This window comes from Burkholderia sp. Nafp2/4-1b (assembly GCF_003635165.1).
Lineage (GTDB): Bacteria > Pseudomonadota > Gammaproteobacteria > Burkholderiales > Burkholderiaceae > Burkholderia.
Genome location: NZ_ML058605.1, coordinates 97,049 through 109,981 on the forward strand (window position 1 = coordinate 97,049; position 12,933 = coordinate 109,981).

Genomic DNA, 12,933 nt, shown 5'->3' on the forward strand with positions numbered 1-12,933 from the left:
GAACGAAATCGAAAAAGTAAAGTTCGAAAAAGCGGGGCCAGTAGCGCGCGCGGCGATCCCGGACGATACTGGCGGGATCGACCGTTTCGCGAGGTGAATCATGCGTATTGGGATGTGGGCCGGCGCGTGCGCCGTCGTGCTGGCCGGGTGCGGCGCAGGCACGCCGCCGCTTGCCGGCAACTGGCGTGCGCCGTCGTTTGCCGACCTGCAGACGTCGTGCGGCGGCACCGCGCGAGACTGGGGCGCGGACGCGCAGCCGGTCTATTCGACGCTCTATGACGCGTACGTGGCGAAACGGTATCGCGGGCTGACGCAAGCGAACTATTGTGCGTTCGTAAACGAACTTTCGACGCACTATGCGGCGCCGGACGCCGCGGGGCGCGCCGGCTGGGTCGCGTATTTCAACGGCGCACGCGCGCAGGCCGTCAGCTGGCGGGCCGCGGTCGATCCGACGCTGCGCGGCGGCTGACGCGGAAACGCTTCGGGAGGCGAGACAAGCGGGGAGGGCGGCCGGTCGGGAATCCGGCCGCCGCGCTCAGGTCAGGAACAGCGGGGCTTCACTTACGAATAGCGGCATTTGATCGATCGCAACGCGGCGTCGCCGGTTTCGGTCACGCAGTATTTGCGCCCCGATCCCAGCGCTTCCAGGCGGACGAGCTGCTGTTCGAGCAGCGCGTCGAGTTCATCGCGATCCATGTCGCCGTGATCAGGAGCATCCTTCACGAGTAGTAGCGTGGCGAATTCATGCGGACTCAGCATCGTTCTCTCCATGGCAATCGGTGTGCCCGCGCGGCCGGCCAAACGCCGGTGCGCGATACCCCGTGGGGTATGGCTGGGGGGGAAAGCTGTATTGGCCGGCCTTGGAATTCGCACACGCCTTGGCACGGGCGCATCGTGCGAATGGGCCGGGGAACTGGAGTCTAGTCGAGTGCAGGCACAACGACAAATCGTGCCCCGTTAATTTTCAGTTTGACAGGCACACGCGCCGCAAGCGGTTCGGCCGCCGTGCCAACTTCTTGATTTCACTTGAAGTTTCGGGTGCGCTGCAGCATCGCACCCATCATTCCGCGACGTACACCTCGGTGCCGGCGTTGGCCACCGCGTCGGCCATTTCCGGCGGCAGCGGCTTGTCGGTGAAAAGCGCGTGGACCTGGCTCAGGTGCCCCTGGCGCACGAGCGCCGGACGGCCGACCTTCGAGTGGTCGGCGACGAGATATACCGTGCGCGCATGCTGCATGATCGCCTCGGCCACGCGCACCTCGCGCGTGTCGAAGTCGCGCAGCGTGCCGTCGGCCTCGATCGCCGACGTGCCGATGATCGCGTAGTCGACCTTGAACTGGCGGATGAAGTCGATCGCGAGTTCGCCGACGATGCCCTTGTCCCACGGCCGCACGATGCCGCCCGTGATCAGCACCTCGCAGTCGGGGTAGCCGCTCATCATCGACGCGACGTTCAGGTTGTTCGTGATCACGTGCAGCCCGTGATGGCGGTTCAGCGCGCGCGCGACTTCCTCGGTCGTCGTGCCGAGGTTGATGAACAGCGACGCCTGGTCGGGGATGTGCGACGCGGCCAGCGCCGCGATGCGCCGCTTCTCGTCGTGGAACATCCGCTGCCGCGCGGTGTACGACACGTTCTCCGAGCTGGTCGGCAGGCTCGCGCCGCCGTGGTAGCGGCGCAGCAGGTTCAGGTCCGCCAGCCAGTTCACGTCGCGGCGGATCGTCTGCGGCGTGACCGCGAAGTGCGCGGCGAGATCGTCGACGGTCACGAAGCCGTCGCGCTGCACCCACTCGAGCAATTCCTGCTGGCGCGCGTTGAGGGTGAGGCGGGGATCTCGGGTCATGGCTCGGCGGTCGAATCGTGAGGCGAAGTGGGTATTGTAAGGGCGGGAAGGGCGTGCGACCGGCGTGCGGCGCGCGCCCGGCCATTATTCATGCGCAAAGCGCATGTATTCATGTGACAAATGAATTTGTGCGATCGCGCGGATCGCGCTGCAATGGCGGACTGTCCGCGCGCCGCGGATCGTGCGTCCGGCGCGTTCATTCAGCTTTCGACGAGGTGGAATCGATGACCGACTTCAACTGGCACAACCCGTATCCGACGATCCGCATTCCGGTGTTCGCGCGCAATGTCGTGTCGACGTCGCACCCGCTCGCCGCGCAGGCCGGCCTGCGGATGCTGTGGAAGGGCGGCAATGCCGTCGATGCGGCGCTGGCGGCCGCCGCCGCGATCACGGTGGTCGAGCCCGTGTCGTGCGGGCTCGGCGGCGATGCGTTCGCGCTCGTGTGGGATGGCGAGCGGCTGTCCGGGTTGAACGCGTCGGGCGTCGCACCGGCCGCATGGAACCCCGACTACTTCCGCAAGCGCCACGGCGAGAACGCGCATGGCATCGCGAACAAGCCGACACGCGGCTGGGACACCGTCACGGTGCCGGGCGTGATCGCGGGCTGGGAAGCGCTGCATGCGAAATTCGGCTCGCTGCCGTTCGCGGACCTGCTCGAGCCGGCGATCGAGCTCGCCGAGCGCGGCTATTCGGTGTCGCCGATCGTCGCGCACAAGTGGGCGGCCGCGGTGCCCGAGCTGCGCGGGCTGCCGGGCTTCGCCGACACCTTCATGCCGCGCGGGCGCGCGCCGCTCGTCGGCGAACGCATGTGCCTGCCGGGCCACGCGCAGACGCTGCGCACGCTCGCGAAGGACGGCCCGCGCGCGTTCTACGAGGGCGCGCTCGCCGAGCAGCTCGCGGCGTTCGCGCGCGAAGGCGGCGGCGCGTTGACCGCAGCCGACCTGCGCGCATACCGGCCGGAATGGGTCGAGCCGATCGGCAAGCGTTTCGGCCGCCATACGATTCACGAGATCCCGCCGAACGGCCAGGGCATCGCCGCGCTGATCGCGCTCGGCATCGCCGAGCATGCGGGCGTGACCGAGTGGCCGGTCGATTCGGTCGACTCGCAGCACCTGCAGATCGAGGCGATGAAGCTCGCGTTCGCGGACGTCTATCGCTACGTCGCCGATCCGCGCGCGATGGAGGTGACGCCCGAGCAGATGCTCGACGATGCGTATCTCGCGGCGCGCGCGAAGCTGATCGACCGCATGCGCGCGACGCACTTCGCCGCCGGCCGGCCGCCTTCGGGCGGCACGATCTATCTGTCGGCCGCCGACGAGCGCGGGATGATGGTGAGCTTCATTCAGTCCAACTACATGGGTTTCGGTTCGGGGCTCGTCGTGCCCGGCACGGGCATTGCGCTGCAGAACCGCGGGCACGGGTTCTCGATGGACCCGGGCTCGCCGAACGTCGTCGCCGGCGGCAAGCGGCCATTCCATACGATCATCCCGTCGTTCGTCACCGAGGAAGTGAACGGCCGCACCGAAGCCGTGATGAGCTTCGGCGTGATGGGCGGCGACATGCAGCCGCAGGGGCACCTGCAGACGATCGTGCGGATGCTCGGCTACGGACAGCAGCCGCAGGCCGCGTGCTGCGCGCCGCGCTGGAAGGTCAATCGCGACTTCACGCTCGACGTCGAGGCGACGATGCATCGCGGCACGGTCGATGCGCTCGCCGCGCGCGGCCATACGATCAAGTCGATCGACGATCCTTACATGGATTTCGGCTCGGGGCAGTTCGTGTGGCGGCTCGACCCCGACGATCCCGACCGCGGCTACGTGGCCGCGAGCGACAGCCGTCGCGACGGGCTGGCTGCCGGTTTCTGACGGAACGCTTCCAGCGGTCTTGCGCTCGACGGGCGGCCGGCATGGCCGCCCGTTTTGCTTGCTGCGACGCATGCGGGCGAAGCCGCGCAACCGGTTCGAACGACTCGTCTAACGAACTGCAACATGGACGGCGGAACTGCGCGTGTCGGGTGCGGTCAGTGCTTGAAGCACGAACATAAAAGTCCGGCTAAGATGCCAGGATGGTTCGGCCGGACCGATTCACTATAAATGCAAGCAAAACGTCGCCTGCGGGCGCGCCGGGCCTGTGCCGAGGGAGAGCATCGGCCGGCCGGCCGCGCGACGACTGGGAGCGCACCACCATGCCTACTGAAACGACACACGTCATGCCGTGGCGTATCGAGGACATCGACCTGAACCGGATCGATCGTCAGCGCGCGGCTGCGAACGAGGATCTGCTGCTGTTGTTGTGCGCGTCGTCGTTCATCGAAAGCGGTTCGGATCTCTACACGAGCAACCTGAGCGAGTTCTTCAACGACGATCCGGAAGTGTCGGCGTGGCTCAACAACTCATGGGAGCACGAGGAACTGCAGCACGGGCGCGCGCTGAAGGCGTACATCGCACACGTGTGGCCGGAGTTCGACTGGGACACCGCGTTCGCGAATTTCTTCGCCGAGTATTCGCAGACCTGCTCGGTCGAGGCGTTCGAAAAGACTCGCGCGCTCGAGATGGTTGCACGCTGCGTCGTCGAGACGGGCACGGCCACGCTGTATCGCGCGATCAACGAATGCTCGGACGAGCCGGTGCTGAAGGAAATCACCGACAACATCCGCTCGGACGAAGTGCGCCACTACAAGCACTTCTTCAAGTTCTTCAAGAAGTACAACAAGCTCGAAGGCAACGGCCGGCTCGCGGTGCTCGGCGCGCTGATGCGCCGCGTGATGGAAATCAAGAACGAGGATTCCGAGATCGCGCTGCGCCATGTGTTCGCGGTCCGCTATCCGGATCGCATCGGCGACGATCAATACAACCGCGAACGTGCCGCCCGCATCAGCTCGCTCGTGCGCCGCAACCTGTCGGCGGACATGTGCGTGAAGATGCTGCTCAAGCCGCTCGACCTGCCCGCGAAGATCCAGCCGAGCGTCCACTATCCGCTGACCAAGATCACGCGGCACGTGTTCATGCGGTAAGTGTCGCGGCGCGCGATGCGGGGCCTGCTCCGGCTGATGACGGGCCCTTCTGGTGGCCAGCACCACGAATGAATTTTCCCGAACAGGGACCGTACGTTATTAGCGGGAACGGGCCTTGGCGCGTATGCTGCGGCATCGTCATCCGCTTTCCACCGGGGCTGCCACCATGACCGATTCCCATCGTCACGCGCTCGAACAATGGACGTTCGACGCGTGGCCGCCGGCCGTCGTCTCGCTGTTCGACGGCGCCGCGCTCGAACGCCACGCCGACGTCGCCGCGCAGCTGATCGTCGCGACCGACGACGGCCAGTTGCGCACGACGCTGCTCAGCGTCGGCGAGATCCATGCGCGCGATGCGCACACGCTGCTGCTCGCGCTGTGGCCGCAATCGCGCGCGGCGCGCGCGCTCGCACAACGGCGCGCGGCCGCATTGACGCTCGTCGCGGACGGCGCATTCTTTCAGGCACAACTAAGGATCGAGCCGATCGAAGGGGACTTCGGCGGGCTGGCCGGATTCGCTGCGACGATCGCGCACGGCGATGCGCAGCGGGTCGGCTATGCGCGTCTCGCGACGGGCGTCACGTTTGCGCTGGAAGGAGAGGCGCGCACCGAGGTGCTCGCACGCTGGCAGCGCCAGGTCGAGCACCTGCGGCGCGCGGCCGCGCGGCTTCAGTGACCGCGCTGGCCGCTGCGCGACGAACGGTTGCGGTTCGGGTGCGCGGCGTTGCCGCTCGCGGGACGCGCGCCGTTGCCGCCGCCGGACGGACGACCGCCGCTGTTGGCGTTGCCGCTCGCGCCGCCGGCCGTGCGCGGCTTGGCCGGCTTCGCGGCCTTCGGCTGCGCGTTGCCTTCGCGCTTCGCGGCCGGCTGGCCTGAGCCACCGGCACGCGGCTGGCGATTGCCGCCGCCGCCGCCGCCACCAGCGTTACCGCCACGCGGCTGCTGCCCGCGGCGCTGCTGGATCGGCTCCGGCTTCGCGGTCGGATCGGGTTCGAAGCCCGCGATCACTTCCTGCGGAATCTCGCGCTTGATCAGCCGCTCGATGTCGCGCAGCAGCTGCTTCTCGTCGACGCACACGAGCGACACGGCTTCGCCGGTCGCACCCGCACGGCCCGTGCGGCCGATCCGGTGCACGTAGTCTTCCGGCACGTTCGGCAGGTCGAAGTTGACGACGTGCGGCAACTGGTCGATGTCGATCCCGCGTGCGGCGATGTCGGTCGCGACCAGCACCTGCAGCGTGCTGTTCTTGAATTCCGCGAGCGCACGCGTGCGCGCCGACTGGCTCTTGTTGCCGTGGATCGCCATCGCGCTGATGCCGTCCTTCGTCAGCTGTTCCGCGAGCCGGTTCGCGCCGTGCTTGGTGCGCGTGAACACGAGCACCTGGAACCAGTTGTGTTCGCGGATCAGATGCGTGAGCAGCTCGCGCTTGCGATCGCGGTCGACCGGGTGGATCTTCTGCGCGACGCTTTCCGCGGTGGTGTTGCGGCGAGCGACTTCGATCAGCGCCGGCGAATCGAGCAGGCTGTCGGCGAGCGCCTTGATCTCGTCGGAGAAGGTGGCCGAGAACAACAGGTTCTGGCGCCGCGGCGGCAGCTTCGCGAGCACACGCTTGATGTCGTGGATGAAGCCCATGTCGAGCATCCGGTCGGCTTCGTCGAGCACGAGAATGTCGAGATCCGACAGGTCGATCGTCTTCTGCTGCATGTGATCGAGCAGACGCCCCGGCGTCGCGACGACGATGTCGACGCCGCGCTTGAGCGCGTCGATCTGCGGATTGATGCTGACGCCGCCGAACATCACGGTCGAGCGCAGCTTCACGTACTTGCTGTACGCGCGCACGCTTTCCTCGACCTGGGCGGCGAGTTCGCGCGTCGGCGTGAGGATCAGCGCACGCACCGCGCGCTTCGCGCCGCGATGCTCGGTGTAGAACGTGTGCAGGCGCTGCAGGATCGGCAGCGTGAAGCCGGCGGTCTTGCCGGTGCCCGTCTGCGCGCCGGCGAGCAGGTCGCCGCCGCCGAGGACGGCGGGGATCGCCTGCTGCTGGATGGGAGTCGGCTGCGTGTAGCCGAGCTCGTTGACCGCCTTGACGAGCGGTTCGGCCAAGCCGAGAGATTCGAAAGACATAGATACCACTCTTGAGTTTTATGATCGGCGACGCCTCGCGCGGCCCGCGCGGGGAACGACGTCGCAAAAAGCAAAAGGGGCGCGGCTGCGGTTTCCCGCAGCCGCGCCCCCGTTTGTGTCGCGCGTTATTTAGTCAAGCGGCGCGGAACGCAGGTCGCTCACCTGTTGCGGCGAGATCGGCGTACCGTTGTTGCCCCACGACATCCGGATATACGTGACGACTGCCGCGACTTCCTGGTTCGACAGCGACTGTGCGAACGGCGGCATCCCGTACGGACGCGGATTCTTGAACGTGCTCGGCGGATAGCCACCGTTCAGCACCATGCGGATCGGGTTGACTGCCGATTCCATCACGATCGAGTGGTTGCCCGCGAGCGGCGGATAGGCCGGCGGCTTGCCCGCGCCGGATTCGGCGTGGCAGGTCGCGCAGTTGTCCGCGTAGATCTTCTTGCCCTGGTCGAACAGCGTATTGCCGAACTGCTTCGTCGGCTCGTACTGCATGTTCTTCGGCGCTTCAGCCTTCTGCGGAATCGACTTCAGGTACGTCGACATCGCGCGCGTATCTTCGTCGCTCATGTACTGCAGGCTGTTGTGCACGACGTCGGCCATCGGGCCGAATACCGCGCCCTTGTTCGACACGCCGGCTTGCAGCAGGTCGGACAGCTCCTGCACGTGCCAGTCGCCGAGGCCGAGTTCCTTGTCGTTCGTCAGCGACGGCGCATACCAGTTCTGCAGCGGGATCAGGCCGCCCGCGAAGGCTGCCGAGCTCACCGGGCCGCCCATCATGTTGATCGACGTGTGGCACATCGAGCAGTGGCCGAGGCCTTCGACGAGGTACGCGCCGCGGTTCCATTCGACCGACTTGGTCGGATCCGGCTTGTACTCGCCTTCCTTGAAGAACAGCGTGCGCCAGCCGATCAGCAGGTTGCGGTTGTTGAACGGGAACTTCAGCTCGTGCGGACGGCTCGGCACCGAAACCGGCGGGACCGAACGAAGGTACGCGTAGATCGCGTCCGAGTCGGCGCGCGTGACCTTCGTGTAGCTCGCGAACGGGAAGCCCGGGTACAGCAGGCTGCCGTCCTTCGAACGGCCGGTGTGCATCGCGCGGTAGAAGTCGTCCGACGTCCACTTGCCGATGCCGTCCTTGTCGTCCGGCGTGATGTTCGGCGTATACATCGTGCCGAACGGCGTCGCCATCGGCAGGCCGCCCGCGAACGACTTGCCGCCGCGCACGGTGTGGCACGCGATACAGTCGCCGACGCGCGCGAGGTATTCACCCTTCTTGATCTGCGCGGCCTGGTCGGCCGGCGTGGCCGCGACGGCGGAAGCGCCGTGCAGCGTGTCGTTGCCCGGCCAAAGGACCGGCACGAGGGCGGCAGCCGCGACGATCGCGACAGCCGAGAGTGCAAACAGGGACTTGCGTTTCATTGTGTCTGTCTCCCTTGCCTTATTGCGGTTCGCTGCCGCAGGCGAGCGGAGTCTTCATCGAACGCGCCGGGGCCGGCACGGGGTTGGCGGGCGCCGGTTGCGCGGCGAGCCATGCGGTCACGGCCGTCACGTCTTCGTCGGAAAGCTTCGCGGCGATGTCGTGCATGCAATCGGGTGCCTTCGCGTGGCGGTTGCCCGAGCGCCATGCGCCGAGCTGTGCGCTCAGGTAATCGGCGTGCAGGCCGACGAGGCCCGGGATCGCCGGCTGCATGCCGGTCAGCCCAGCGCCGTGGCAGGCCACGCAGGCCGGCAGCTTGCGCGACGGATCGCCTTGCGTGACGAGCTGCTTGCCGCGCGCGAGCGTCGCGGCCGGCAGCGTCGGCTTGGCCGGCGTCGGGTACGGCGGACGTTCGGCCGAGAAGTGCTCGGCGATTTCCTTCAGGTAATCGTCGTTCAGATACGTCAGCAGGTAGTTCATCGGCGGGTACTTGCGCCGGCCATCACGGAAATTGACGAGCTGGTTGTACAGGTACTCCGCCGGCTTGCCGGCAAGCCGCGGGAAATAATCGTTGTCCGTGCCCTGGCCGTGAACGCCGTGACATGCGGTACAGCCGCGCACACGCTCGGCCATCGTATCGGGTGCCTTGAGCGGCGCCTGTTGGGCGTGCGCTTGCTCCGTGGGCTTGGTCTGCGCTTGGGCAGCGCTCATAAGGCCCGCGCCACCGATCAAGAGAACGGCGAGCAACGGACGGAAGAGGCGTCTTGAAGACACACGAGACTCCATGTTTATTCGTCGGGGACCTGTCCGGGCTACGATCGGCTCGGCGCATGGACGGCAGGACAGCCGGGCTGCTGCGACGCGGCATTCTATCATCGATGGGTAATGACGGCTATTTGGCGAAAGGACATCGGTTCCTGTCTGTTTGCGACTTGCGACAATTTGACGCGCGTTATGTACAGGTCGTGTGAACCGGCGTGCGCTTTGCCCATCGAAGACCGTACACTCGCGGGTCGCGCGGTGCCGCCTCCGCCGCAGATTCAGTCATTTCTCCTGTTTCCGGATTCATCGATGACGTTCCTTACCGTGCCGTTGCCTTCTTCCCGCTGTCGTTCCAGTTGCCGCCGCACCGTCGCGCGGCCCTTGCCGGGAGGGTGCGCGCGATGAGGGTCGACAGCTTGTGGATCGGGCAGGTCGCGCTGGCGGCATTGATGGACGCGACGTTCGCGATGGCGGTTGGCTCGGCGCTGCTCAAGGCGTGGCTCGGCAAGGACGGCGCGCGGCCGGTCCTCGCGCCGTCGCATCCGGCATGGGTGCGCGCGCAACATTCGCTGGTCGCGGCGGCGCTGGCGCTCGTGCTCGCCGATCTCGGCTGGCTCGTGTATGAAGCCGCCACGATGAGCGGCGCGGGGCTCGGCGGTGCATTCGCCGCGATCCCGACGGTCCTGACGCAGACCCACGCGGGCTTTGCATGGGCCGTTGCCTTCGCCGGCGCCGTGGTGCTCGCGATCGTCGCGCTGGCGAAGCCGGACGGCCCGCTCGCACACGCGGTGCTGTGGCTCGCGGTGATCGTGGTCGCGGCCGGCAAGGCATCGCTCGGCCATGCGGCCGACACCGGTGCGCTGTCCGCGGCGGTCGGCGTGCAGACGCTGCACCTGCTCGCCACCGCGGTGTGGGGCGGCCTCGTGCTCGCGGGCGGCCTTGCGGTGCTGCCGGCGCTCGGCGCGTCGGTCGCGCGCGGTGCGCTGATCCGGATCGGCCAGCAACTGTCGCGTACGTCGGTGCTTGCGGTCGTGTTCGTGCTCGGCACGGGCGTGCTCAATGCGCTGCGCGGGCTCGGCGGCTCGCTCGCGCCGCTCGACGGGAGCACGTGGGGGCGCGTGCTGCTGCTCAAGCTGCTGCTCGCCGCGCTCGCGCTCGTGCTCGGCGGGCTGAACCGCTTCTCCGCGCTGCCGCGCCTGCGTCGTACCGCGTCGACCGAGGATGCGCACACGTTCCGCAACATCCTGCATCTCGAGGCGCTGCTGATGATCGGCGTGTTCGTCGCGGCCGCCGTGCTGTCGTTCAGCGTGCCGGGGTTCGCGGCGCTCGGCTGACGGTCGGCGCGGCGCGGGGCGCCTGCGCGCGCCGCGTGTCGTGCAAGTCGAGCGTGTTGTGCATGCTCTGTTTCGCGGATGCAAAAACGGCCGCCTCGTCGGGCGGCCGTGTCGATTCGGTAGCGCGGCATGCGATGCCGCGCCATGCACGTCATCTCATGCGTCGATCACCACTCGGCGACGCTGCCGTCCGCGTGACGCCACACCGGGTTGCGCCAGCGGTGGCCGGTCTTCGCCATCTCGCGCACCTTCTCCTCGTTCACGTCGATGCCGAGCCCCGGGCCTTGCGGGATCGCCACGAAGCCGTCTTCGTAGCGGAACACCTCGGGGTTGCGCAGGTAGTCGAGCAGGTCGTTGCCCTGGTTGTAGTGAATGCCGAGGCTCTGTTCCTGGATGAATGCGTTGTAGCTGACCGCATCGAGCTGCAGGCACGCGGCCAGCGCGATCGGCCCGAGCGGGCAGTGCAGCGCGAGCGCGACGTCGTAGCTTTCCGCGAGCGTCGCGATCTTGCGGCATTCGGTGATGCCGCCCGCGTGCGACGCGTCCGGCTGGATGATGTCGACGTAGCCGCCCGCGAGGATGTGCTTGAAATCCCAGCGCGAGTAGAGCCGCTCGCCGAGCGCGATCGGCGTGTTGGTCTGGTTGACGATGTCGCGCAGCGCCTCCGCGTTCTCCGACAGCACCGGCTCCTCGATGAACATCAGCTTGTACGGATCGAGCTCCTTCGCGAGCACCTTCGCCATCGGCTTGTGCACGCGGCCGTGGAAGTCGACGCCGATCCCGACGTGCGGGCCGACCGCGTCGCGCACCGCGGCGACGTTCGCGATCACCTGCTCGACCTTGTCGTAGGTATCGACGATCTGCAGCTCCTCGGAGCCGTTCATCTTCACGGCCTTGAAGCCGCGCTCGACCACCGCGCGCGCATTGTTCGCGACGTCGCTCGGCCGGTCGCCGCCGATCCACGAATACACCTTGATGCGATCGCGCACCTGGCCGCCGAGCAGCGCGTGCACGGGTACGCCGTGATGCTTGCCCTTGATGTCCCACAGCGCCTGGTCGACGCCCGCGATCGCGCTCATCATGATCGGGCCGCCGCGGTAGAAGCCGGCACGGTACATCACCTGCCAGTGATCCTCGATCAGGAGCGGGTCGCGGCCGACCAGGTAGTCGGCCAGCTCCTGCACCGCGGCCTCAACCGTATGCGCGCGGCCTTCGACGATCGGCTCGCCCCAGCCGACGATCCCTTCGTCGGTTTCGATCTTGAGGAACAGCCAGCGCGGCGGGACGACGAAGGTTTCGAGGCGGGTGATTTTCACGGGACGAGTCTCCAGGATTGGCCGGCGCGCACGTGCGGATGCGGCGCCGATCGAGTACGTGGCGGTAATCCTAGCGTAGCCGGTTAAAAAATAGTATTAATAGCACTATTGTGCAGATAGTGGGCAGCGCCGGCGGCCCGCCCAACGGAGAACGATCATTCAGCGCGACCTGCATGGACAGACGGCCTTCCAGCTGGCGACGGCGATCCTGCGCGGCGACTATCCGCCCGAATCGCTGCTGCCGCGCGAGCCGGACCTGATGGAGATGTTCGGCGTGAGCCGCACGGTGCTGCGCGAGGCGCTGCGCACCTTGACGTCGAAGGGGCTCGTCGAATCGCGGCCGAAGGTCGGCACGCGCGTGCGGCCGCGCCGCGCGTGGAACCTGCTCGACGCCGACCTGCTCGACTGGTACGCGCGGGTCGCGCCGCCGCTCGCGTTCGCGTTGAAGCTGCAGGAGATGCGCGAGATGATCGAGCCGCATGCGGCCGCGCTTGCCGCGCGTGCGCATGCGCCGGGCGCGTTCGACGCGATCGAGGACGCCGTGCGCGCGATGGCCGCCGCGCGCAACATCGACGAATGGGTGCGCGCGGACCTGCGCTTTCACCTGAGCGTGCTGGAGGCCGGCGGCAACGAGCTGCTCGTGCCGCTCGGCGCGCTGATCGATCGCACGCTGGAGGCGCAGTTGCAGCTGAACGCGCGCAGGGCGCACGTGTTCAACGCGTCGCTCGCCGAGCATACGGCCGTCAGCGATGCGATCCGCGTGCGCGACGCAGAGGGTGCGCGCCGCGCGATGGCAGCGCTGCTCGCGGTCACGCGCGCGCGGATCGAGATGTCGTGACGGGGAGGGGCGGGGGCCGGCCTCAGCGGCTCGCGCAGCCGCCCGGCTTCAGCACCCGCTGCGTCGACGCCGGGTACTTCGCGAGCAGGCTTGCCGGCCGGCGCGGGCGTGCGACCAGGTCGCCGCCGCAGTTCGGGCACTGGCCCTTCAGCACGTCGTCCGCGCAGCTCGCGCAAAAGGTACATTCGAATGTACAAATGCGCGCATCCGCCGAATCGGGCGGCAGATCCTTGTCGCAGCATTCGCAGCCTGGGCGCAGTTCGAGCATGGCGGTTTTTCC

The 12,933-nt window shown here is 67.5% G+C and carries 13 protein-coding genes; 6 read left to right on the plus strand and 7 right to left on the minus strand.

The annotated features are described in order from the left end of the window. The first annotated feature begins 100 nt into the window (after positions 1–100). Complete coding sequence (locus C7H84_RS14470; RefSeq protein ID WP_162999281.1) at positions 101–469, plus strand: hypothetical protein; 369 nt, start codon at positions 101–103, stop codon at positions 467–469. 92 nt (positions 470–561) lie between these two features. On the opposite strand, the gene C7H84_RS14475 is transcribed toward C7H84_RS14470, so the two are convergent. Then, complete coding sequence (locus tag C7H84_RS14475) at positions 562–759, minus strand: hypothetical protein (RefSeq protein ID WP_162999282.1); 198 nt, start codon at positions 757–759, stop codon at positions 562–564. A 301-nt stretch (positions 760–1,060) separates the two neighbouring features. Next, positions 1,061–1,840, minus strand: a complete 780-nt coding sequence (locus C7H84_RS14480) for a DeoR/GlpR family DNA-binding transcription regulator (RefSeq protein ID WP_121859430.1) — start codon at positions 1,838–1,840, stop codon at positions 1,061–1,063. 224 nt (positions 1,841–2,064) lie between these two features. On the opposite strand from C7H84_RS14480, the gene C7H84_RS14485 reads away from it, so the two are divergent. The 3 genes from C7H84_RS14485 to C7H84_RS14495 all read left to right on the plus strand — a co-directional run bounded on the left by C7H84_RS14485 (position 2,065) and on the right by C7H84_RS14495 (position 5,529). Further along, a complete protein-coding gene (locus C7H84_RS14485; RefSeq protein WP_121859431.1) occupies positions 2,065–3,705 on the plus strand; it encodes a gamma-glutamyltransferase family protein in 1,641 nt (546 codons plus the stop codon). Between the two features lie 320 nt (positions 3,706–4,025). After that, complete coding sequence (locus tag C7H84_RS14490) at positions 4,026–4,853, plus strand: ferritin-like domain-containing protein (RefSeq protein ID WP_121859432.1); 828 nt, start codon at positions 4,026–4,028, stop codon at positions 4,851–4,853. Between the two features lie 166 nt (positions 4,854–5,019). Beyond that, entirely contained in the window at positions 5,020–5,529 is a 510-nt protein-coding gene (locus C7H84_RS14495) for a hypothetical protein (RefSeq protein WP_121859433.1), read from the plus strand. Here C7H84_RS14495 and C7H84_RS14500 read toward each other — a convergent pair. The 3 genes from C7H84_RS14500 to C7H84_RS14510 form a co-directional block, all read right to left on the minus strand. After that, the gene (locus tag C7H84_RS14500) at positions 5,523–6,977 is read right to left on the minus strand and encodes a DEAD/DEAH box helicase (RefSeq protein ID WP_121859434.1); all 1,455 of its coding nucleotides are present in this window, start codon (positions 6,975–6,977) and stop codon (positions 5,523–5,525) included. The two genes, C7H84_RS14495 and C7H84_RS14500, sit on opposite strands and share 7 nt — an antisense overlap. 129 nt (positions 6,978–7,106) lie before the next feature. Then, positions 7,107–8,405, minus strand: coding sequence for a cytochrome c (locus C7H84_RS14505; RefSeq protein ID WP_121859435.1), 1,299 nt, complete (start codon positions 8,403–8,405; stop codon positions 7,107–7,109). Positions 8,406–8,424: 19 nt separating this feature from the next. Further along, on the minus strand, positions 8,425–9,189 hold the full coding sequence (locus C7H84_RS14510; RefSeq protein ID WP_044844542.1) for a c-type cytochrome: 765 nt from the start codon (positions 9,187–9,189) through the stop codon (positions 8,425–8,427). A gap of 377 nt (positions 9,190–9,566) precedes the next feature. On the opposite strand from C7H84_RS14510, the gene C7H84_RS14515 reads away from it, so the two are divergent. Further along, on the plus strand, positions 9,567–10,499 hold the full coding sequence (locus C7H84_RS14515) for a CopD family protein (protein ID WP_121859436.1): 933 nt from the start codon (positions 9,567–9,569) through the stop codon (positions 10,497–10,499). A gap of 167 nt (positions 10,500–10,666) precedes the next feature. Here the strand turns inward: C7H84_RS14515 and dgoD are convergent, their stop codons facing one another. Further along, the gene (gene dgoD, locus C7H84_RS14520) at positions 10,667–11,815 is read right to left on the minus strand and encodes a galactonate dehydratase (protein ID WP_072443519.1); all 1,149 of its coding nucleotides are present in this window, start codon (positions 11,813–11,815) and stop codon (positions 10,667–10,669) included. A 154-nt stretch (positions 11,816–11,969) separates the two neighbouring features. On the opposite strand from dgoD, the gene C7H84_RS14525 reads away from it, so the two are divergent. Continuing rightward, complete coding sequence (locus C7H84_RS14525; RefSeq protein WP_121859437.1) at positions 11,970–12,653, plus strand: FCD domain-containing protein; 684 nt, start codon at positions 11,970–11,972, stop codon at positions 12,651–12,653. A 22-nt stretch (positions 12,654–12,675) separates the two neighbouring features. On the opposite strand, the gene C7H84_RS14530 is transcribed toward C7H84_RS14525, so the two are convergent. Then, a complete protein-coding gene (locus C7H84_RS14530; protein WP_121859438.1) occupies positions 12,676–12,921 on the minus strand; it encodes a DUF1272 domain-containing protein in 246 nt (81 codons plus the stop codon). Positions 12,922–12,933 lie beyond the last annotated feature (12 nt).